This is a genomic window from Rhizobium sp. BK251, from assembly GCF_004345245.1.
In the GTDB taxonomy this organism is placed as follows: Bacteria; Pseudomonadota; Alphaproteobacteria; order Rhizobiales; family Rhizobiaceae; genus Rhizobium.
The window spans coordinates 185850-207915 of the sequence record NZ_SLUQ01000010.1 but is presented as its reverse complement, the minus strand read 5'-3'; the positions used below and the strand labels follow the sequence as shown (position 1 = coordinate 207915).

At 60.7% G+C, this 22066-nt stretch carries 19 protein-coding genes, 1 tRNA gene and 2 pseudogenes; 9 read left to right on the top strand and 13 right to left on the bottom strand.

Annotated elements, in window-relative coordinates:
- Positions 1-10: 10 nt before the first annotated feature.
- From EV286_RS25835 to sthA, 5 genes and pseudogenes are all read left to right on the top strand, one after another.
- The gene (locus EV286_RS25835; RefSeq protein ID WP_165932936.1) at positions 11-1546 is read left to right on the top strand and encodes a phospholipase D-like domain-containing protein; all 1536 of its coding nucleotides are present in this window, start codon (positions 11-13) and stop codon (positions 1544-1546) included.
- Between the two features lie 93 nt (positions 1547-1639).
- Positions 1640-1975 (top strand): annotated as a pseudogene (locus EV286_RS25830) (transposase); the annotation flags it as partial.
- Positions 1976-2504: 529 nt separating this feature from the next.
- A pseudogene (locus EV286_RS25825) lies at positions 2505-2684 on the top strand (JAB domain-containing protein); the annotation flags it as partial.
- Positions 2685-2757: 73 nt separating this feature from the next.
- The gene (locus EV286_RS25820) at positions 2758-3348 is read left to right on the top strand and encodes a dual specificity protein phosphatase family protein (RefSeq protein ID WP_132960040.1); all 591 of its coding nucleotides are present in this window, start codon (positions 2758-2760) and stop codon (positions 3346-3348) included.
- Between the two features lie 98 nt (positions 3349-3446).
- Positions 3447-4853, top strand: coding sequence for a Si-specific NAD(P)(+) transhydrogenase (sthA, locus tag EV286_RS25815; RefSeq protein ID WP_132960039.1), 1407 nt, complete (start codon positions 3447-3449; stop codon positions 4851-4853).
- Positions 4854-4941: 88 nt separating this feature from the next.
- On the opposite strand, the gene tig is transcribed toward sthA, so the two are convergent.
- The 4 genes from tig to EV286_RS25795 form a co-directional block, all read right to left on the bottom strand.
- On the bottom strand, positions 4942-6438 hold the full coding sequence (gene tig / locus EV286_RS25810; protein WP_132960038.1) for a trigger factor: 1497 nt from the start codon (positions 6436-6438) through the stop codon (positions 4942-4944).
- Between the two features lie 193 nt (positions 6439-6631).
- Positions 6632-6716 (bottom strand) — tRNA-Leu (locus EV286_RS25805).
- A 145-nt stretch (positions 6717-6861) separates the two neighbouring features.
- Positions 6862-7452, bottom strand: coding sequence for a GDYXXLXY domain-containing protein (locus EV286_RS25800; RefSeq protein WP_132960037.1), 591 nt, complete (start codon positions 7450-7452; stop codon positions 6862-6864).
- A complete protein-coding gene (locus tag EV286_RS25795) occupies positions 7449-8552 on the bottom strand; it encodes a DUF2157 domain-containing protein (RefSeq protein ID WP_132960036.1) in 1104 nt (367 codons plus the stop codon). Before EV286_RS25795 ends, EV286_RS25800 begins: the two co-directional genes overlap by 4 nt.
- Positions 8553-9420: 868 nt before the next feature.
- Here EV286_RS25795 and EV286_RS25790 point away from each other — a divergent pair.
- The 3 genes from EV286_RS25790 to trmFO all read left to right on the top strand — a co-directional run bounded on the left by EV286_RS25790 (position 9421) and on the right by trmFO (position 11550).
- Positions 9421-9567 carry a DUF1127 domain-containing protein gene (locus EV286_RS25790; protein WP_132960035.1) on the top strand — a complete coding sequence of 49 codons (147 nt, stop codon included), beginning with the start codon at positions 9421-9423 and terminating at the stop codon, positions 9565-9567.
- A gap of 290 nt (positions 9568-9857) precedes the next feature.
- Positions 9858-10001 (top strand): DUF1127 domain-containing protein, encoded by a 144-nt coding sequence (locus EV286_RS32890; RefSeq protein ID WP_132960034.1) that lies wholly within the window; start codon positions 9858-9860, stop codon positions 9999-10001.
- Positions 10002-10122: 121 nt separating this feature from the next.
- Complete coding sequence (trmFO, locus tag EV286_RS25780) at positions 10123-11550, top strand: methylenetetrahydrofolate--tRNA-(uracil(54)-C(5))-methyltransferase (FADH(2)-oxidizing) TrmFO (RefSeq protein ID WP_132960033.1); 1428 nt, start codon at positions 10123-10125, stop codon at positions 11548-11550.
- 9 nt (positions 11551-11559) lie between these two features.
- Here trmFO and EV286_RS25775 read toward each other — a convergent pair whose 3' ends face one another.
- The 5 genes from EV286_RS25775 to yajC form a co-directional block, all read right to left on the bottom strand.
- On the bottom strand, positions 11560-12030 hold the full coding sequence (locus tag EV286_RS25775; RefSeq protein WP_132960032.1) for a hypothetical protein: 471 nt from the start codon (positions 12028-12030) through the stop codon (positions 11560-11562).
- 73 nt (positions 12031-12103) lie between these two features.
- Positions 12104-12964: a phytoene/squalene synthase family protein gene (locus tag EV286_RS25770; RefSeq protein WP_132960031.1), complete on the bottom strand. Its 861-nt coding sequence runs from the start codon at positions 12962-12964 to the stop codon at positions 12104-12106.
- Positions 12965-12981: 17 nt separating this feature from the next.
- On the bottom strand, positions 12982-13368 hold the full coding sequence (locus tag EV286_RS25765; RefSeq protein ID WP_132960030.1) for an Mth938-like domain-containing protein: 387 nt from the start codon (positions 13366-13368) through the stop codon (positions 12982-12984).
- A gap of 4 nt (positions 13369-13372) precedes the next feature.
- On the bottom strand, positions 13373-15943 hold the full coding sequence (secDF, locus tag EV286_RS25760; protein WP_132960029.1) for a protein translocase subunit SecDF: 2571 nt from the start codon (positions 15941-15943) through the stop codon (positions 13373-13375).
- Between the two features lie 63 nt (positions 15944-16006).
- Positions 16007-16351, bottom strand: a complete 345-nt coding sequence (yajC, locus tag EV286_RS25755; RefSeq protein ID WP_132960028.1) for a preprotein translocase subunit YajC — start codon at positions 16349-16351, stop codon at positions 16007-16009.
- Between the two features lie 205 nt (positions 16352-16556).
- On the opposite strand from yajC, the gene EV286_RS25750 reads away from it, so the two are divergent.
- Positions 16557-17429, top strand: a complete 873-nt coding sequence (locus EV286_RS25750; RefSeq protein WP_132960027.1) for an ATP-binding protein — start codon at positions 16557-16559, stop codon at positions 17427-17429.
- Positions 17430-17485: 56 nt separating this feature from the next.
- Here the strand turns inward: EV286_RS25750 and EV286_RS25745 are convergent, their stop codons facing one another.
- The 4 genes from EV286_RS25745 to serS all read right to left on the bottom strand — a co-directional run bounded on the left by EV286_RS25745 (position 17486) and on the right by serS (position 21972).
- On the bottom strand, positions 17486-19108 hold the full coding sequence (locus EV286_RS25745; RefSeq protein WP_132960026.1) for a LysM peptidoglycan-binding domain-containing M23 family metallopeptidase: 1623 nt from the start codon (positions 19106-19108) through the stop codon (positions 17486-17488).
- Positions 19109-19248: 140 nt separating this feature from the next.
- Complete coding sequence (locus tag EV286_RS25740; protein ID WP_132960025.1) at positions 19249-19902, bottom strand: protein-L-isoaspartate(D-aspartate) O-methyltransferase; 654 nt, start codon at positions 19900-19902, stop codon at positions 19249-19251.
- Positions 19903-19913: 11 nt separating this feature from the next.
- Complete coding sequence (gene surE, locus EV286_RS25735) at positions 19914-20672, bottom strand: 5'/3'-nucleotidase SurE (protein WP_132960024.1); 759 nt, start codon at positions 20670-20672, stop codon at positions 19914-19916.
- Positions 20673-20688: 16 nt separating this feature from the next.
- Positions 20689-21972 (bottom strand): serine--tRNA ligase, encoded by a 1284-nt coding sequence (serS, locus tag EV286_RS25730; RefSeq protein ID WP_132960023.1) that lies wholly within the window; start codon positions 21970-21972, stop codon positions 20689-20691.
- Positions 21973-22066: the final 94 nt, after the last annotated feature.

Here is a 22066-nt window from a genome sequence, read left to right as displayed (position 1 = left end):
AACTCGAGGCATGGTGACCCCGCCGCGCAGCGGGACGACCGTAACTGCCTTCATTGACTATGTCGACTATTACAAGGCCATTGGGGAGACACTGGCCCGAATAGCTCCGAATGGCGTAGTCGTCGTCGCTGGTTGGGCAATCGATCTGAATACGCCGATCCCGTCAGATGGAGGAATGGTTGGAATTGGCAGTCTTTTAGCTCGCAAGGGAAAAGAGGGATGCCGGGTTCGAGTATTGCTTTCCGGGCACATCAATGGACCGAACACCGATGCAGCCAACTGGCTGAATTCGCAGAAGGGCTGTGCAGCTATTGTTGACGACCGAGTTCTGCTAGCTGGTTGTTTTCACCAGAAATCGGTGGTTGCTGAATTGTCATCCGGCACTGTCGCCTTTCTCGGCGGGATGGACTTTGGCGCGGAGCGGCTTGCCGCCCCAGATAGAGCGCCATGGCACGACGTCCAGGTCAAGCTAGAAGGGCCAGCGGCCGTTGATGTTTTCGACACTCTTGCCGATCGCTGGACGACACATCAGGCGGCCAATAGCTTTGCTCATTTCGCATTGCCTCGCTCGAACGCCAAAGCTGTACCCAGCCAGCGCGGCTGTGTCGCGCAGGTGGTCAAGACCTACGGAAATCCACGGTCGAACGTGCCACTCACCAAGCTGAGGCCGACGATTCCGTCGCTAACGGCAAGTCCCTTCTTGAGCTTTGGTTCATCGCCGAACCCATTGGCAGAGTTCGGTTTTGCTCCGCGCGGCAACTCGAGCATACATGACCTGCTTGTTAGGGCGATTCAATCGACCGAGGAATATATCTACTTAGAGGACCAGTATTTCGTGGCTTCGGCAGAAATGGCACGAGACAGGCTTCTCCTCCGTTCACTCGCAAAGACGATAAGCAAACCGAATTTCAAGCATTTGATCGTCCTTACGTGCGGCGTAGGCACTATTCAATCGGAGTTGCTGCAAACGAATAGACGGCGCCGCGCTCTTTGGGACGTCCTTGGATCCGTTCATCCCGACAAGATCTCCGTTTGGTGCTACAAGAACGGCACGGATCGCTGTTATTGGCAACACTCTAAGACCTGGATCTTTGACGATCGCTTCGCCCTCGTAGGTTCAGCTAATTTCAATCGCCGTGGCCTGAGTCATGACGGAGAACTGGGGGTGGGGTTCATGGATCTCAGCGCCGGTACAGGGAATTCCTTGCCGTTCCCACATGACTTGAGAATACGGCTTTGGATGAAACACTTATCTACGCCCAGACGACCGCTGCTCCGCGATCAACTCATAGACTTCAGCGGCGCGAGAAAGTTTTGGACCGAAGCGGAAGGTAGTTTTCTCGCGAGGCTAGACGTGGTGAACGGTGATCCTTTCCAGGCGGATCGCCTGCTAAAGGTCGATCCCGCTCCCCCCAGTGCAGGTTTCTGGGAGAAGCTCTTTGTTGGCGCCGGGCGCAAGGTCCAAGATTTATATAAATGGTCAGTCAACGAGCAGCAGAATTTCGCCAACCAATGGGATTACGTCCTAGACCCAGACGGCAGCTAGAGCGCGTCCACTGAACGCGGAATCACGTTGAGGATTCCTTTGCTGGACGAATTCTGATTCCATCGCTCCGACTGGTGATTGGTCGGAGGCAATATGATCCGAGCGTTAAGCGATGATCTTCGTAGCCGCGTCCTGGCTGCTTCACGAGACGGCATGTCGGCGCGCTCAGCGGCGGCCCGGTTTGGGATTGGCATTTCAACAACCATCGCTTGGATTGCGAGTGCGCGGGCGGGTCGGCTGACCCCGGCAAAACAGGGTCGACGCGACGGCTCGCGCCTCGATGCCCACGAGGACTTCATCGTCGGCATGATCGAAGAGGAAAAGGATTTCACACTCAATGAGATGGTTCTGCGATTGGCCGGAGAACCGGCCGTATCCATTGGCCGCAGCGCGCTTGACGTCTGGCTGAGAAAGCGCGGCTGGACTTTCAAAAACGTATGGCCCGCCCGTCCGCAAGAGGATTTTACGGTGTTCTGAACAGTTTGCGTCAACGTATACGGGGCTAAAACGCTTGACCAAAAGCATCATTATATTATCAACCGCTCTCCCATGGACTGCCCGACATGATGTAGGCGGTCATGGCACTCACTGCCGCGATCCATTCCCGCAGCGCCTTGGCGATGAATTCCGGCGCGTTGTCGGACCGAATGGCCCTCGCCCCTCACCGGGGGCCGAAGCATCTCGGCGGACAGATGATCATCAGCTTCCCGAAGCTACGGCCCGAGGCGCGTTCGCAGATGGTTTCATCACCGCTCCCAGTCAGCGCTTGTCACGATCAGAACTCTGCCATAATGATGTCTGCACCGTTCGAATATCGTGATCCTGCGTGTATTTCCCGACCTCAAAAAGATCAGGCGGAATTCATCGGGATAATCACGGGACGTCACCAACCACAGATACCAAACCCATACCCCAGCTCATCAGCATTTACACATAACATACTGATAAACAAACATTTATTTCTTTGACTGCTTTGATCCACAACCACCCCTCGGGCGACCCCACGCCATCGCGCGCCGACATCGACATGACGCAGACGATCATCTCCACCGCAAAGCCGCTGGGGATAACCGTGCACGACCATATCATCATCGGCAAGGACGGCCATGCGAGCCTGAAGGGGCTCAGGCTGATCTGATCGACGAATGCGAATGCAAAAAAGCCATCTTCCGGGCATTTAGCGGAAGCCACATATCGACGCGGAACGCCTTATGTCTCTTCTTTCGGATCGTTTTCACAAGCCGCTCAAGGCAAGGACAGTCCTGCATCTGGCAGCCGTCGTGCTTGTCGCGGTCGGTGTCTACCTTGCCTATCTCCAGCTATCGACCAATGTGCACGCGGTCGTTCCGGGGCAGCTCTACCGCTCGTCGCAGCCCTCACCCGAAAAGCTCGGCGACCTCGTCAATGAATACGGCATCAAGACGGTCATCAATCTGCGCGGCGACGACGCGGGCCATTCCTGGTATGACAACGAAGTCGAGGCAGCCAGGAAGCTCAACCTGAAACATATCGATTTCCGCATGTCGGCGGCGCGCGAACTCTCGATGGACGAAGCCAAGCAGCTGATGACCATCATGGCCACTGCAGAGAAGCCCATTCTCATCCATTGCCGTGCCGGCGCAGACAGGACGGGTCTGGCCTCCGCGATCTACGTCGCCGGAATCGCAAGGCTCGGGGAAATGGCCGCGGAGTCGCAGATATCGCTCACATACGGACATCTGTCGCTCTTCTTCATCGGCGCTTACGCCATGGACCGGACCTTCGAAAAGCTCGAACCGATGTTCGGTTTTATGAATTCCTGACGCTCATCGAAAGAGTATTTGTAACATTGACCGATTAGCGCTTAACGAGCGACATATCGCAATGCAATATGATTCCATTTTCTAACCGGGGCTAGGCAATGTTCCAGTACGATCTCGTTGTTGTAGGCAGCGGTCCAGCGGGTCGCAGGGGAGCCATCCAGGCGGCCAAGCTCGGCAAGAAGGTTCTGGTCATCGAACAAGGAAAGCGCGTCGGCGGCGTTTCTGTGCATACCGGAACAATCCCGTCGAAGACGCTGCGCGAGACCGCGCTCAACCTTTCGGGATGGCGTGAACGCGGCTTCTACGGCCGCGCCTACCGCGTCAAGGAAGAGATCAGCGCCGCCGACCTGCGCCGCCGCCTTTTGATCACCCTCGACCATGAAGTCGAAGTCCTCGAACACCAGTTCGCCCGCAACCGCGTACAGAGCATGCGGGGCAAGGCGAGCTTCGTCGACGCGACGACATTGCAGATCGTCAAGGATGACGGCGAGACCATCCAGGTTGGCGCGTCCAGTATCCTGCTTGCCGTCGGTACGAAGCCCTTCCGGCCCGACTATATACCCTTCGACGGCAAGACTATCCTCGACAGCGACGAGCTCCTCGACATGGAGGAGTTGCCGCGGTCGCTGGTCGTGATCGGCGCCGGTGTCATCGGCATCGAATATGCAACGATCTTCAGCGCCCTCGACACACAGGTCACCATCCTCGATCCGAAGTCGACGATGCTCGACTTCATCGACAAGGAGATCGTCGAGGACTTCATCTATCAGCTGCGCGACCGCAACATGAAGCTCAACCTCGGACAAAAGGCGACGGCGGTTGAGAAGGGAGCGGACGGCAGGGCCCATGTGACGCTCGACAATGGTCGCCGGATCACCTGCGACATGGTGCTCTTTGCCGCGGGCCGCATGGGAGCCACGGATACCCTCAATCTTGCGGCCGCGGGCCTCGAGGCCGACAGCCGTGGCCGCCTCAGCGTCAACCCCGAAACCTTCCAGACATCGGTGCCGCACATCTTCGCCGCCGGCGACGTCGTCGGCTTCCCGAGCCTTGCATCGACCTCGATGGAACAGGGGCGCATCGCCGCGCGCGTCGCCGTCGGGGCGATCGCCAAGGAGCCGCAGAAGTATTTCCCCTACGGCATCTATGCGGTGCCCGAGATCTCCACCTGCGGCCTCACCGAAGAAGAGGTGAAGGAGCGCGGCATTCCCTACGAATGTGGGATCGCCCGTTTTCGCGAGACCTCGCGCGGCCACATCATGGGCCTCGATACCGGCCTCCTGAAGATGATCTTCTCGCTGAAGACGCGCCGCCTGCTCGGCGTCCACATCGTTGGCGAAGGTGCGACCGAGCTCGTTCATATCGGCCAGGCTGTGCTCAACCTGAAGGGTACCGTCGAATATTTCGTCGAGAACACCTTCAACTATCCGACCCTCGCCGAAGCCTACAAGATCGCCGGCCTCGACGCTTGGAACCGCATGGGCGAGATCCAGGCCAAGCCCTGAGCGGCTGTTCCGAGCGCCAGCAATTGCATAGCAAAAAGGCCGCCCAAAAGGCGGCCTTTTCAATTCCGTCGAGCCGATGGGGCCGAGATTACTCGGCGCCTTCCTCGGAAGCCTTCTTTTTCGGTGCAGCCTTCTTCTTCGGCGCAGCAGCTTCAGCGGCTTCTTCGCCCTCAGCGGCAGCTTCGGTCTTGGCAGCAGCCTTCTTCTTCGGGGCGGCCTTCTTGGCCTCCGGCTTTTCCTCGCCGTCGGCCTCGTCGTCGGCCAGCAGCTCTTCCTTGGTCACGGTCTTGTCGGTGACGTCGATCTCGTTGAGGAGCTGATCGATGACCTTCTCTTCGAAGAGCGGAGCGCGCAGCGAAGCGGCGGCACCGGGGGTGTTGCGGAAGAAGTCAAGGATCTGCTTCTCCTGGCCCGGGAACTGACGAAGCTGCTCGTACATCGCGCGCTGCATCTCCTCCTCGCTCACTTCGACGCCGCCCTTCTCACCGATCTCGGAGAGGACGAGGCCGAGACGAACGCGGCGCTCGGCGAGCACCTGGTAGTCTTCACGGGCCTTTTCTTCGGTCGTGCCTTCGTCTTCGAAGGTCTTGCCGGACTGGGCGAGATCGGTGCTGACCTGGCGCCAGATGTTGCCGAATTCGGCCTCAACGAGCGACTTCGGCGTCTCGAACTTGTACATCTCGTCCAGCTGGTCAAGGATCTGGCGCTTGATCTTCTGGCGGGTGACGGCACCGTACTGCGCCTCGATCTGGCCGCGCACGATTTCCTTCAGGCGATCGGCGGATTCGATGCCGAGCTTGGAGGCGAGTTCGTCGTTGATCTCAATTTCGCCCGGAGCGGCAACGTCCTTGACCGTGACGTCGAAGGTCGCGTCCTTGCCGGCGAGGTTCTTGGCGGGATATTCAGCCGGGAAAGTCACGTTGATGGTCTTCTCGTCGCCGGCCTTGACGCCAACGAGCTGGTCTTCAAAGCCCGGGATGAAGCGGCCGGAGCCGAGGACGAGCTCAGCATTCTGGTCGGTGCCGCCCTCGAAGGCTTCGCCGTCGACCTTGCCGACATAATCCATGGTGATGCGGTCGCCGTTGGCGGCCTTGCCCTTCTTGGTCTCGAAGCTGCGCGCGCTTTCGGCGATCGTCAGGATCTGATCGTTGATGTCGGATTCAGCGATCTCGACGACTTCGCGCGTAACCTTGATGCCCTTGGTCGGCTTCAGCTCGATCGGCGGCAGAACTTCGTAGGAGAGCGTGAATTCGAAGTCGGCCTGGGCGGAAAGGATCTTTTCCGCTTCGTCCTTGTCCTCGGTCATGGCGACTTCGGGCTGCGTCGCGGACTTTTCGCCGCGCTCGGAAAGGATGGAGGTCGGCTGTTCGCGAACGATCTCGTTTACGAGGTCGGCCATGATCGACTTGCCGTACATCTTCTTCAGGTGGGCGACCGGTACCTTGCCGGGACGGAAGCCATTGATGCGAGCCTTGTCCTTAACGTCGGCAAGACGCTCGTTCATCCTGGCTTCCATGTCCTTGGCCGGGATTACGACCTTGATTTCGCGCTTCAGCCCTTCAGCGAGCGTTTCGATAACCTGCATCTCTTCCTACCTTCACTTCGTGGCGGCCGTGCTCAGACAGCCGTTGGTTTCAATGAGCACGACGCCGGAATTCAATTACCGTTCGTGGCTTTGCTGTAATCCATTGGACATTTTGCCAGGCAAAATGGCGCATGGTCTCCCGGGTCACCAGGGTTCAACCGTCGCGTCGGTCTCTCCCCGCCTGCAAGCAGCTTGGTGCGGGTAGAGAGACTTGAACTCCCACGCCTTGCGGCACCAGAACCTAAATCTGGCGTGTCTACCAATTTCACCATACCCGCGCACGCAAAACCGCATAGCAACGCCTGCGCATGAGGCCTTCCGGAGCGCGGCGTCTCTATATCACCCGATTCAAGCGGCGCAAAGGAAAAATGAAAGGCCTGTGACAAGCTTTTGCGGCACAGGCTTCACGGCCTATTCTCGACGTCAATAAAGCGGCTCCTCATAAACAGGCGTACCGTCCAGAAGCAGGCTCCGGATCTGTGCCGAGCCGTTTGCCGAGACCCGGGCAGCGACGGATATGCGTCCTTCCGTTCGGGCCGACTCCAACCCCTTTCCCTGCCCTTCCGGCACGTAGTAGCGCTCTATGCCATATTCGACGCGGATCGTGTCGTCGGCCGATGTCGCGTAGTTATAGAAGGGAAGGCTGCGGAGCAGGACGCTGTTCGGTTGCGGTGCGAGATCGCCAAACGACGATTCGATGATCGTCCAGTAGCCGTCCGGCTGCTTCCCGAGCCTGACCGTCAAAGTCGCTTCGCCGGGCTCTGTCGGCCTCGGCCCAGTCACGGTCGACATTGGGACGCTCGATATGTCGTAGTTGAGGATGACATAATCGCCCCGCAGGAAATCACGCGGATCGATCGGAGCGGTTTTCAGAAGCACCTCCGCGCCGTTTCTGAGGATGGCAGCGCGGCTCTCGACGACATAGCCGATAATTGCCGTTTGGGCGCCCGCGACGATAGCGGCGGCCAGGAGGTAGCGCGCACCTCGGCTCGAGATCTTGTCGAGGAGAGTCATGGCGCCACCTCCGTCCGTTCGCCGGAAAATCTTCGTTCGAGGCGGATGACGAGCCAGGCCACCAGCGCCACGAAGAGACCGGAGCCAAGGAAGAAGCCGGACGTCCCGATGATCGTGCCGACGGTGATGGAGGCGAGATAGAACGTCTCCGCGGCAAAGGCGGCATAGGCGAGGTATCGGACGGCGCCGTTGTCGCGGCCCTGCAGCACGATGGCGAGGATCGCCGCCGCAAGGGTTGCGATCCCAAGGACGATCAGCTTCCACCCGCTGTCGATCTCCCCATGGAGAAGAAGGAGGCCGATGACCCCAACCAGAAAGCTGTAGAAGGCCGGAGCCGCACCCGCGTCACGCAGTAGCCGATCGAGCGGCGGCGGACGAAGACTGACAAGCACCAGGGCGGCCATGCCGCAAATCGCAAAGGCGAGAGCCGTCACCACGTCCTCTCTCAGTGTATAGAGCCAGGTCAGCCACGCGATCATCAGCATATAGGCCAGATGGCGAGCCCGATGCGCCCCGGTAAAGCGAACGAGCAGGATCAGGATGCAGGCCATCAGCGGCGCGCTCCAGGGCAGCAGCCCCGCCCATCGCACATCATATTCCTGCAGATATACGGCAAAGGACGCCCAGGAAAGGAAACCGGACAAGGCCACCAGCGCGGCGGAACGAAAGAGAACGGCCCCTAGCACGGCGACCCCGAACCAAAGGAACATCACTGTCAGTTGATCGCCCGAAAGATGATACATCTGACCGATCAGCGAAATCGCCCCACCGAAACTCATCGTGCCCAGAAGCAGCATGGCCGTCGCGGAAGCGAACGCGCCACGAGCGGTCAGCAACGCCGCCGAGATGTAGAAGAACCAGATCAGGCCTAGAATGGCGACGACACGAATGAGCCGCGGGATCGCCTCCCAGTTCGAGGCGATGAGCAGAAGGATGGCCGCCGAGACGAGAAGTGCGGCCAGCACAAGTAGCACCCGGCCCAGGCTGAAGCTCGCCGGCCGGCTGTCATATTCCGCCAGAAGGCCTCGGGCCGCAGCCGCATCCAGCATTCCCTTTTCGACCCATAGCGCCAGATCACGCTCCAGCCTACCACGATACATTACACACATCCTTCTTTGCGGTGCGCCTTCGCGGGCCGCCTACCCCAGTTACACACCGGCTCCATCCGCTGCATCTGCACCCCGGATCGAGACAATCCTTAACCACGCGTTAGCGAATGTCATGCTAGGAATATACCCCTGAGTAAGTATGGGCGATAGCCATGCGCGCGACTCATGCCTTCCATGAACATATTGCAGTGCAAAATCCGGAATGAGCGCATTATCTAATGCCTGCAAGAAGGGACCGGCAACCGCGCGCTGCCACGGCCCCGATGACCCGACATGATGCTCGGGAATGAATTCGGAGTAGCGTACTCCTCCTCCCAACGCTACGCCGATAGGTCGACAACATCCTCCTCCCAGTTGTCGATCATTATTGTAACGCCCGCCGGATCCTCCCCCGGTGGGCGTTTGTCTTTTTGAGGGCACTCCTTAATCGATTAGTCGCCTGCGGTTCGGGGACTAGCCGATACATGTTCACGATTGTATCCGCGACGAAAGCCTACGGTCGCAAGCGGAAGTGAAGATCTCGTGCGGCCAGGCATCGGCTAACGAAAATCGCGACCGAGCCGCTCGAACCAAGGAAGCTCTGGAATGCAAGGGGCAGGCCTGCCGGGTTGGAAGCGTCACCATCCGCCCGCGGGGCTTCATCGCGCTTGTGGAGCAGGATTTGCCGCCATACGCCGTGCCCAAGGATTAATCAGAATGGGGGCTGCATTTCACCACTTGACATGCGTTTTGCGCATAGGTGGCATGAGACATTCACTCTGTTAGTTTTCGCAGCGCAGCATATATTAGGTCTCATCAGATGGAAGTCAGCGCCGAGCTAGGCCGCTGGCACACACAAACCCTAGGAAAGGGGATCGAAATGAACATTGCACGCTCTTTCAACAACTGGCGCAAGTATCGTCAGACGGTTACCGAACTCGGCCGTATGACCACCCGCGAACTGCATGACCTCGGCATCGACCGTTCGGACATCCATCGCGTCGCTCGCGAAGCCGCTGCCCGCTAATACCAAGGCGATCGCGGTCCTCCCAAGGCGCCCGCCTCACATGAAACGCTCGCAGAAATGCGGGCGTTTTTCGTTTTCCGGAACATAATCTCGGCCGTGCGTGATCGCCTGGAATCCTCCGTAAAATATCGCTCAGAATTTGGACTTCGCCTCTATTTTGAGCGTCGCACTGCACAAATGCATAGCAGTCGCCATTTATTTGCACTGCAAAATATTCGAGAGAGTACCTATATCAATGTCAACCGATGAGGCGGCGATTTTGCCCCCATACGTGACTTGAGGATAGAACCATGAACCCGATTCGCATTGCAAAGAGCTGGATGAGCTACCGCCGTACGCTCAGCGAGCTTGGCAGCCTTTCCAACCAGACCCTGTCGGACATCGGCATCAGCCGCTACGACATCCGCACCATCGCATCGCGCTCGTTCCGCTAATCGCTGATCGAGCCGATCGTTCCAAGACGGCGCCACCGGCGCCGTTTTTGATTCCGGCCCCTCGAAATGGGGCGCTTCAAATCGGTTGGAACTGCGTCGGCGGCGTGATAAGCAGCCCCACATGAAAACCGAGACCTCTCACAAACCCATTCATATCGTCGGCGGGGGCCTTGCGGGGTCCGAGGCAGCCTGGCAGATCGCCCAGGCGGGCGTGCCGGTCATCCTGCATGAAATGCGCGGCGTGCGCGGCACGGATGCACACAAGACGGACAGTCTTGCTGAACTCGTCTGCTCCAACTCCTTCCGCTCCGACGACGCGACAAGCAACGCGGTCGGCGTCATTCATGCCGAAATGCGTTTGGCGGGCTCGCTGATCATGGCATGCGCCGACAGGCACCAGGTTCCGGCCGGCGGCGCGCTTGCGGTCGACCGTGACGGCTTCTCGGCCGCAGTGACAAAAGCCGTTCAGGAACATCCGCTCGTTACTGTCGTGCGCGAGGAGATTACCGGCCTGCCGCCGAAGGAGTGGGATCTTGCGATCGTGGCGACCGGTCCGCTCACAGCCCCTTCGCTGGCGACAGCGATCCAGGCAGAGACCGGCGAGGATTCGCTTGCCTTCTTCGACGCGATTGCGCCGATCATCTATCGCGACAGCATCGACATGAACATCTGCTGGTATCAGTCGCGCTACGATAAGGTCGGCCCCGGCGGCACCGGCAAGGACTACATCAACTGCCCGATGGACGAGACGCAGTACAACGCCTTCATCGATGCGCTTGTCGGCAGCGACACGGTCGGCTTCAAGGAATGGGAAGGCACGCCGTATTTTGACGGCTGCCTGCCGATCGAGATCATGGCGGAGCGCGGACGGGAAACGCTGCGTCACGGCCCGATGAAGCCGATGGGCCTCACCAATGCGCACAACCCCACCGTAAAGCCATATGCGATCGTCCAGCTTCGCCAGGACAATGCGCTCGGCACGCTCTACAACATGGTCGGCTTCCAGACGAAGCTGAAATATGGTGCGCAGGCTGAGACATTCCGCCTGATCCCGGGCCTCGAGAACGCCGAGTTCGCCCGCCTCGGGGGACTGCACCGCAACACCTACATCAATTCACCGACGCTGCTCGATCGGTCGCTGATGCTGAAATCGCGGCCGGGGCTGCGCTTTGCCGGCCAGATCACCGGCTGCGAAGGCTATGTGGAGAGCGCGAGCGTTGGTCTTCTCGCCGGGCGCTTTGCAGCCGCAGAACGAAAGGGCGAGGTGGTCACCCTGCCCCCGGCGACGACTGCGCTTGGATCGCTCCTCAATCACATCACCGGCGGCCACCTCGTCAACGACGAGGAACCGGGCAAACGCTCGTTCCAGCCCATGAACATCAATTTCGGGCTGTTTCCCGAGCTTGAGCCGGGCTCCATCGTCAAGCCGGAAGGAGTCAAACGCTTCCGCGGCAAGGACAAGACGATCATGAAGCGCCAGTTGATCGCCCGGCGGGCGCTCGCCGATTGCGCATCCTGGCTCGGCATCCGCGAACTTGCGACTGCCTGAGTACGTCGTCTATTGCCGGAAGTCAGCCGGGGGCGTAGCAGCCTGCTCGACCTCTAGGTCGGCCTCACTGACATAATTGCCGAGAAGCCAGAGCGAGACTTCTGCCGCTTCGGCGGCCGTCGCAAATTCGAAGACGCCGTTGTGGGACGGCCCGTCGATGAATTCAATCGCAAGTCCGCGTCCCGTCGGCGTAGGGGTTACCCTTACCGTGCCCGGCTCTATGAGATGGCAGGCGAAATGGCTGCGCAGATTGCGCATGAGGCCGGCCTTGTTGTCGTGAAGTCGCACGAAGACGCCTTGTCCATCTGCGGTCGTCTGCAGCTGCCGGATCGCCTCCTTGGGAAAGGCGCGACCGAACTCAAGGATCGCAAGACCCGTGTCGTGCAGGCTGTCTTCCTTGGTTTGGGAGGCCATGCGCGTCGTCAGATATGCAAAGCCGATAACAGCGGCGAAGATCACGCCCCACACGATCAAGCTCACGCCATTTCTCCATCCAAAGCGCAGCGAACACGTGCGACCCTAATGCGCGAGACTTGCGCGAATTTGACGTGGTTCACAGCCGCTTGCGCACCGCCGAGATCGCCATTCGCAATTGCCGCTTCCACTGCGGCGTCTGCATCGGCCGGTCAAAGATCTGCGCCCCGCTCTTCTGTGCGCCGACCAGCACGCTCTCTGCCAGGCTGACCGGCAGGAAAGCAGGGAAGACCTGCTTCGAAATATCACCGGCCGCCCTCGCCTTCGCCAGGTGCTCCCGTCCCAGCCCGGCAAAGGCCTCGATCGCAGCGGAAATGCGCGGGATGTCGTCGCCCCTCATGAAGGCATCGCGATCGAGCCCCGTCGCCGCGAGAATCTCTAGCGGCAGGTAAAGCTGGCCGCGGCTACGATGCAGCGCCATCAGCAGGACCAAGCCGGCGATCGCCTGCGCCACGCCGGCATGGCCGGCGGCGGTCGCGGATCTCGCCGCATCTTCCGGGGATAGAACGAGACTCGCCAGCTGGATGAGGGCCGAAGCTGTCTCGCCGGCATAGCCCTCCAGCGAATGCCGCGTTTCCATCGGATCATCATAGAGATCGAAGATGCGGGCTTCGATCATGTTGATGAGCGTCTGGCGCGGCAGTCGGTGCTCGTCGATCGCCAGGAGCAACTCCGAAGCCAGCGGGTTGGCCTCGGTCGAACCATGGGAGTGCCCCTCCAGCAGGTCTCGCCAGTATTGCATGCGCACTTCACCCGGCAGAGGCTCGTGCACGAGATCGCGGATGCGGGCGAGCTCCGCATTGAAGGCGTAGAGGGCTGCGAGCGCCCGCCGCTTCTCCTCCGGGGCCAACAGGCACGCGAGATAACGGTCGCGATCGGTCTCTCGCAAGGTCGCGAGACATATGTCGCGATTTGCCGGTCTTGCATCACTCGTAGCCATGGATGACACGATCCCGGTCACACGGCGATCAGGGCTGCGGCCACAGCGCGGGACTCGGCCAGCATGATGTTGAAGGTTCGCACCGCCGCACCTGTGCTCATCGGGTCAGACGAGATGTTTCGGGCCTTCAGTGCGGCCTTCAGCTCTGCCGGCAAAGGACGCAGCTGCAGGCCCGTTCCGACGAGCAGAACCTCGATCTCAGCCGCTTCGTCCAGCACCCGCCTAAAATTGTCTGAGGTTAACGGCTTGGTCTCGTCCATGTCCCATCCATAGATGCCCGAGGGAAGGCACAGCAGCGAGCCGCGATGCGACATGTCGGCGAAGCGAAAGCCGCCGTTCCCGTAAGTGTCGATCGGCGCGCGCCCGGGAAAGTGCGCTGCGCGAATCTCGATGCCCTTGGCCATGAATTCAAACCACCGGTTTTCCGTGATGCATATGGCCCCCGGCCGACGTCTCGTCGGCATCATCCTCGAGATCCAGACCCTTGGGCCGAAGCCTGAAGGCGATCAATACGGGGGCGGCGATGTAAATAGACGAAAACGTGCCGACCGCCACACCGAAAAGCAAAACGAAGGCAAAGGATCGTATCACCTCGCCGCCGAAAAGGAACAGTGCGGTGATGGCCAGCAGCGTCGTCAATGAAGTGAGCAGAGTGCGCGAAAGCGTCTGGTTGATGGAAGCATCGATCAGGATCGGCAGCGGCATCCTTGGATAACGCCTCAGATTCTCGCGCATGCGGTCGTAGACCACGACCGTATCGTTGAGGGAATAGCCGATGATGGTCAGGAGCGCGGCAATGCTCGCCAGGTTGAACTCGATCCCCGTCAGAACGAATAGTCCAAGCGTGAGGATTACGTCATGCAGCGTCGCGATGATCGCGCCTATGGCAAACTGCCACTCGAAGCGGAACCAGATATAGAGCAGGATGACGCCAAGCGAGGCGGCAATGCCGAGCGTTGCGGACTTTGTAAGTTCACCCGACACCGCCGGGCCGACGACTTCCACGCGGCGAAGATCATAGTCGTCCGCCAACTCACCGCGCACCAGCGTGGTAGCCGATTGTTCGGCGTTTTCGCCGCCCTGCTGCGACTGCACGCGGATGAGCGCGCCCGAACCATCCCGGAAGCCCTGCACCTGGACCCCGCCGAGATTGAGGTCATCGAGGCGGGTGCGAATATCCGCGAGGTCGGCACTGCCGTGCTTCGCCTTGATTTCGATGATGGAGCCGCCGGTGAAATCGACACCGCGGTTGAGTCCGACGACAGCGAATGCCGCCATGGCCGCGATGGAAAGCGCCGCTGACACCGTGAACGTGTAGCGGCGGATACCCATGAAGCGAATGTTGCTGTCGTCGAATATGCCGGTGTGGACGCCTCGCGGCAGCCACCTGGGATGGCGCCATTCGAGCCACTTGGCCACGATCCAGCGCGTCAAGGTGAAAGCTGTGAAGAGCGTCGTCAGAATGCCGACGGCCAGGGTAACCGCAAAGCCACGAGCCGGGCCGGTGCCGACATAGATGAGAATGATCGCCGCAATGAAGGTGGTGACATTGGCATCGATGATCGTGGCGAGCGCCTTGGCAAAGCCGATATCGGCCGATTGCGCCATCGGACGCCCGTTTCTCGCCTCCTCGCGTATGCGCTCGTAGATCAGCACGTTCGAATCGACCGCCATGCCGAGCGTCAGCACGATACCCGCGATGCCCGGTAGCGTCAGCGAGGCGCCAAGGAGCGTGAGGACGGCAATGATCATGATGACATTCGCCGCCAGCGCCAAGTTGGCGATCAGCCCCAGGAAGCCATAGGCAGCGAGCATGAAGGCGGCGACGAGCATCGCGCCGATGGCACCTGCAGCAAGACCCGAACGGATCGAATCCGAACCGAGGCTCGGCCCGACGGTTCTTTCTTCGACGACGGTGAGTGCAGCGGGAAGAGCGCCGGCGCGCAGCAAGATCGAGAGATCCTCCGCCCCCTCCGCCGAGAAGTTGGCGGCAATCTGCCCTGCCCCACCGGTAATCGGCTCATGGATCGCAGTAATCGAGATCACCTGATCGTCGAGCACGACCGCGAAAGAGCCGCCGGCATGTTCCCGCGTGCTCGTCTCCAGCCGGGCCGCGCCAGCCGCATTCAGCGTAAAACTGACCACCGGCTCGTTCGTCTGTGGATCGAAGCCGGGCTTCGCATCGACTATGTCGGTCCCCGAGACGAAGGACTGCCTCTGAACGAGGTAGGGCGTCGGCGGGTCGTCTTGCGAATAGAGAACCTGCGAGTTCGCCGGCGCGCGATCATCGAGGGCATTCTCCACCGGCATGCTGTCGTCGATCAGCCGAAAGGAAAGACGTGCCGGCTGATTCAGCAAATACTTCAGGCGCTCCGGATCGGTCTGCCCGGGCACTTGCACGATGATCCTGTCGGCTCCCTGGCGCTCTACCCTCGGCTCGCCTTTGCCGATCTCCTCGATACGCCGGCGAACGACATCCATGGAGTGGACCAAGGCCGAGGACATGCGATCGTTGATCGCAGCGTTGGTGATCTGCAGCGTGACCTGCGTCCCGTCGTTGACGCCGAGCGTCATCTCGGCAAGCGGCCCCCCAAGCCCACCGCTGCCGCGAACCCGCGCTATCAAGGGCTGAAGTGTGGCTATCGCTGCCTGCAACTGGGCCGGGTCGGTAATGCGAACCTGGATGACCTGGCCAACGCCTCCGAGACCGGTATAGGGGATGCCCGCCTGGCGAAGCCTTGTGCGCACCTCGGCAACCGTCGCCTCGAGCTTCTCCCTCACTATATCGGCGCGATCGATCCGCAAGGTCATGTGCGTGCCGCCCTGGAGATCGAGGCCGAGGGCAAGCTTCTTGGCCGGAAGCCATCGCGGCAGCCCTGCGAGCTGCTGGTCGCTGCAAAAATTAAGCGCGGCAACGCCCATGCTGAACAGCACTGCCAACCAAATCAGCATGGTTTTCCAGCGAGAGAAATACAGCATAAAGCTCTCAAGCTATCGGAGTGCAGCTCCCGGCGGGGGCGACCGCCGGGGCTTCCTGTTTACTCAGGCTGCATCTGCCTTGACAGGTTCGCCCTTGACGCGGACTTCCGAGATGCCCGTGCGGACGACGCGAACGCGAACGCCCTCGGCGATTTCGATCTCGACTTCCTTGTCGTCGACGACCTTGGTCACCTTGCCGACGATGCCACCACCGGTGACGATCTGGTCACCGCGGCGGATGTTCTTGAGGACTTCGTCCCGCTTCTTCGCCTGCGCGCGCTGCGGCCGGATCAGCAGAAAATACCAAACGACCATCAGAGGCACAAACAGGAAAAGCATCTCCAGGCCGGAGCCAATGCCTGGAACAGATTCGGTTGCAGTCTGGGCGAACGCCTCGGTGATAAACATGGAAAACTCCTCGAATTCTTGGCCAAGCAAAAACGGCCTGTGCCTTAGCTGCCGGACTATAGTTGCGACGATGACGAATGCAACACAAACAGGCTGCTAGCGTACCGTTTTGCCTGCCTCTTAGCCTTTTCGCTACAGAAACGCCATGCTACCCCGCAACAAAATATGGGGCAGCTCTTCCCTTGAACTTACAGGAGGAAACACGGTGGCTGAACAGATCAACAATGCCATACTTTCGGAGCTCCGCCGCCTCGCAGACGCCGTGGACCGGCTGGCCGGGCCGCCGCCTGCGATCAACGACTGGGACGCGGCGGACTGCTTCGTCTGGGCGCCCGCCCGCCTCCATCTCCAGCCAGTCCCAAGGCCGAACCGGGTCGCCCTGCGGTTGATCCGCGGCGTCGACCATGTGCGCGACATCCTTCACGAGAATACGGTCCGCTTCGCCGAGGGATTTGCCGCAAACAATGTGCTTCTCTGGGGCGCGCGCGGCATGGGAAAATCATCCCTCGTCAAGGCGGTGCACGAGGATGTGCGTCGCGAGAGCGGTGTCTCGCTGAAGCTCGTCGAGGTCCACCGCGAAGACATAGCCAGCCTGCCGATGCTCCTCGACATGCTGAAGGATGTGCCGCATCGGGTCATCGTCTTCTGCGACGACCTGTCCTTCGACCACGACGATACGGCTTACAAGTCATTGAAGGCGGCGCTCGACGGCGGCATCGAGGGCAGGCCCGACAACGTCCTCTTCTATGCGACCTCGAACCGCCGCCACCTGCTTCCTCGCCACATGCTGGAGAACGAGCAGTCGACGGCGATCAATCCGTCCGAAGCCGTCGAGGAAAAGGTCTCCCTTTCCGATCGCTTCGGCCTCTGGCTCGGCTTCCACAAATGCAGCCAGGAAGACTATCTCTTGATGATCGACGGCTATGCCGATCACTTCAAACTTGGTCTCGAACGCGAAAAGCTCCATGCCGAGGCGCTGGAATGGGCCACAACACGCGGCGCCCGCTCGGGCCGTGTGGCATGGCAGTTCATCCAGGATCTTTCCGGCCGCCTGCGCATCGCGATCGACCGTTCCTGAAAGCATAGAAGCCCGGCTCTTGGCCGGGCTTCTGCATGTTCCTTGAGACGCTATACCTATTCAAGGAAAGTCATGGGGTTGACCGGGGACGCATCCTTGCGCACCTCGAAGTGAACCTGGGGCCGCTTGGCGCTGCCACTCATGCCTGAAGTCGCCAAGGTCTGGCCACGTTGAACCTTCTGGCCGCGCGAGACGCTCAGGGCATCGGCGTGACCGTAGACGGTGACGGTTCCATCGTCGTGGCGCAGGAGAACCGTGTTGCCGAGTTCCTTGAGGCCGTTGCCTGCATAGATGACGACACCGTTTTCGGCGGCCTTGATCGGGGTGCCTTCCGGCACCGAGATGTCGATGCCGTCGTTGCGATTGCCGTCGACATTGGCGCCGAAGCCCGCCACGACCGCGCCGCGAACCGGCCAGCGGTACTTGCCAATTCCGGTTGATTCCGGCGCTGCGGAGGCAACGTCCGACTTCTTCTCGACATCGGAGACACTCTGCGTGGCGACCGGCGGCTTGTAAGGCGCAGGCTGCTCTGCCGACGTCGTCTGGACTGCGGAAACGACCGGCGCTGCCTGAGCCTTGACCGATGCCTTCTCGACCGGGATCGACGCGGTCTTGAGCTGATCGGACGTCGCCCCGCGACCCGGGATCTTCAATGCCTGGCCAATGCGGATCGTACCGGCGGTCAACTGGTTGGCGGCCTTCAGATCGTCCACGCTCGTGCCCGTGGCCCGCGCGATCTTCGCAAGCGAATCGCCAGGCTTCACGATGTAGCTGCCGCCTCCGGCGCCAGGATCCTTGCCTGCGCCGGCTGCAAGCTTGCCACCCGCTGCACCGGCGTCGCCCTGGGCCTTGTCGCGGGCCGAGGCACTGCCCGGCAGAACGGCAAGGTTCTGTTCCTGAGACTTGCCCGGCTGAGGCTTGCCGCCCTTGGAAAGGTCAGCCGCCTGCGACGCAGCCTTGGCAGCATTGCCGCCGTTGAAAGTCGGAATAATGATCTGCTGGCCCGGAGCCGCCGACGCGGAATTCTTCAGGCCATTGACGCGCAGGATTTCCTTTTCCGGAACGCCGTAGCGCCGCGAGAGCGTCGCAACCGTTTCGCCCGGTCGCAGCATGACGCTCGGCGCGTTGGCGGCAGACCAACCCGACACCTTCGTCGTGCCAGTCGTCAGCGGATCAGGCGTAAGTTTTGGCGCCTTCTGCTCAACCACCTTCGGGGCTGTCGGGAAGGGCTGCGCCATTGCCACGTCGCGAGAACTGTTGGCCGGGGCGCTGGGCGCTGCTGCGCCCGGAGCGGCAAGCTCAGCCCTCTGAACGGAGACCGGAGCGGAAGCCATGCGTGCGCTGGAGGCCGCTGCCGGAGGAGCGCCGTTCGGGGCGTAGCCGCCACCGCCGGCCTGTGCCGGATATGGCTGATTATATGTCTGCTGATTTGCCGGATATCCCGACTGCATGCCATACCCACCTGAAGAAACATCTGCGAGCGGCACCGCATCCGAGTTGGGTGGAGCACCATAACCCCGCTGCGGAATGGCACCCGTAGTCATCTGATCCGAGCTCCCGAAGAGCCCGCTGAACCGCGTCGCATCCGAGCTACAGCCCGTCGCGGCACTAGCAAGAAGGGCCGCAATGAGGAGATTTCCTGCGGACTTTCCAAATCTCGGTGTAAGACTAAAACGCATGACCCGACCCACTGAAGACGCAACCATTTGTGAGTCAATTAAAGCGCGTTAGTATTACCACGCGGTTAAAGCACGGGAATCGCCACGATCTTTTTGAGAAATTGATAACCATAGCGACAGACTCCCGTCGCTTGGCCGGCCTACAGGAAAGAGGCCACTCTCGAGACGATCGGCAGGTACGGCGCCTCGAACAGCTCCTCCCGCTCGAAGCGGCTGCCGGTCTTGGTCAGGCGGACCATGCGGCAATGATCTTCTGAAATCATCAGCGGAGCGATCATCATTCCGCCCGAAACGAGCTGATCGGCGTAGAATCTCGGCATGGAATTGAAGGCGGCCGTGACCAGAATGCGATCGAAGGTGCCCTCGCCCTGCAGGCCCGCACTGCCGTCCGCTTGGCGTATGACGACATTGCGTAGACCTAGCGTATCGATACGCCGCTGCGCACCGGTGACCAGCGTCTTGTAGCGCTCGATCGTAAGGACGCGCTCGGCGCGGCGCGCCATGACCGCGGCGGTAAAGCCGCTGCCCGTCCCGACCTCGAGAACGCGCTGACCCGGTTTCAGCTTGAGGTTGTGCAGTATGCGGACCGCGAGATCGACTCCTTCCATGAAGGAACCGCATTCAATCGGAAGCGTCCGGCTCGAATAGGCATCGTCGGCGAACTGCGGCGGCGCGAAAAGATGGCGCGGCGACTGCTCTACTGCCGTCAGCAGTTCGATATCGGAAATGCCCGCAGCACGAAGCCTGAGGACAAGCGCGGCAAAACCTTCCCTTTCGACCAACCGGCCACTCAATCTGCTGCTCCCTATCCAAGCGCCCGCGCGATGCGGTCTTGCACGGAATAATCAGTCAGATCGAGTTTCAAAGGTGTTACCGAAATCCTGTTACGTTTGAGCGCAGTGATATCGGTCCCCGCGAGAAAGGCACCCGTGCGCTCGCCGAACTTCAGCCAGTAGTACGGAATGCCCCGACCGTCGGCACGTTCATCGACCTGCAGGCTGAAGGCAAGCTTGCCCTGCGCCGTGACCTCAGCGCCGTCGACCTCTTCCGGCCGGCAGTTCGGGAAGTTGAGATTGAGGAAGGTGCCATTGGGTAGTTCCACACCCATCAACCGATCGAGCAGTGCCGGGGCATGCGCCTCCGCCACCTCCCACGGGACAAGACGCGCGCCGTCCCGATGGACATAGGCCTGGCTGAGGGCAAAGGAGCGAACGCCCTGCATCGTTCCCTCGATCGCCCCGGCGATTGTCCCTGAATAGGTCACGTCGTCGGCGACATTCGAACCGGAGTTCACGCCGGAAAGCACGAGATCGGGCTTCCCGTCCATGACTTGCCGGATGCCCATGATGACGCAATCCGTTGGCGTGCCGCGAAGCGCGAAGTGCTTGTCCGAAATCTTGCGCAGCCTCAACGGCTCCGAGAGGCTCAGCGAATGGGCAAGGCCGCTCTGGTCGGTTTCCGGTGCAACGATCCAGACGTCGTCGGAAATGCTGCGCGCGATGCGTTCGAGTACGGCCAAGCCTTCGGCGTGAATGCCGTCGTCATTGGTCAGAAGAATCCGCATCGCTCTCTCCGCCGGCTCAAGCCGCCCGTTCGATCTTCTTCAGGCCGCCCATATAAGGCAACAGGACGTCCGGAATGGAAACCGAGCCATCCTCGTTCAGGTAGTTCTCCAGAATCGCGATCAGGCAGCGACCCACGGCGGTACCCGAGCCATTCAGCGTGTGGACGAACCTCGTCGACTTGTCGTCCTTGCCGCGATAGCGGGCGTTCATGCGTCGCGCCTGGAAATCGCCACAGACGGAGCAGGACGAAATCTCTCGATAAGTATCCTGCCCGGGCAGCCAGACCTCGATATCGTAAGTCTTGCGTGCGCCGAAGCCCATATCGCCCGTGCAGAGCGTCATCGTCCGGAAATGCAGCCCCAGGCGCTTCAGCACCTCCTCGGCGCAGGCCGTCATGCGCTCATGCTCCTCGATGGAGCTTGCCGCATCCGTGATCGACACGAGTTCGCACTTCCAGAACTGGTGCTGACGCAGCATTCCGCGCGTATCGCGCCCGGCCGAACCGGCTTCCGAACGGAAGGAAGGCGTCAGCGCGGTGAAGCGCAGCGGCAGCTTCTCCTGGTCGAGAATTTCCCCGGAGACGAGGTTGGTCAACGTTACTTCCGCCGTCGGGATGAGCCAGCGGCCGTCGGTGGTCTTGAAGAGATCCTCGGCAAACTTCGGCAGCTGTCCGGTGCCATACATCGCCTCGTCGCGCACCATCAGCGGCGAGCTTACTTCCGTATAGCCGTGCTCGCCGGTGTGTAGGTCCAGCATGAACTGCCCAAGCGCCCTCTCTAAGCGCGCCAGCGGGCCGGTCAGCACCGTGAAGCGGGCTCCCGAAAGCTTTGCCGCGCGGTCGAAATCCATGTAGCCGAGCGCTTCGCCGATCTCGAAATGCTCCTTCGCCGCATGGTTCCAACGCGGCTTTTCGCCGACCACCCGCTTGACGACGTTGCCCTGCTCGTCCTGGCCGACCGGTACGTCATCAAGGGGAATGTTTGGAATGCGCGAAAGCGCGTCGTTGAGCGCCGCCGTCAGCTCGCGTTCGGCCTCCTCGGCGGCCGGCAAGCCCGTCTTCATCTCCGCAACTTCGGCCTTCAGCTTCTCGGCGAGTTCGGCGTTCTTCTGCGCCATGGCAGCGCCGATCTCCTTGGACGCGGCGTTGCGGCGCGCGAGCATGTCCTGCGCCTTCTGGATTGCGGAACGGCGTTTCTCGTCGAGCTCTACGAGGCTGGCAGCCAAGGGCTCCGCGCCGCGCTTTTCAAGCGCCGCATCGAAAGCCTCGGGATTCTCACGGATCCATTTGATATCGAGCATCGTCGTTCCAGGTCGTTGCAAACAGGAAAACCGGTCAAGAGCCTGAAAGCCCCTGACCGGAAAATAAGCCTACTTTCACGGCAGTTGAAGGAAC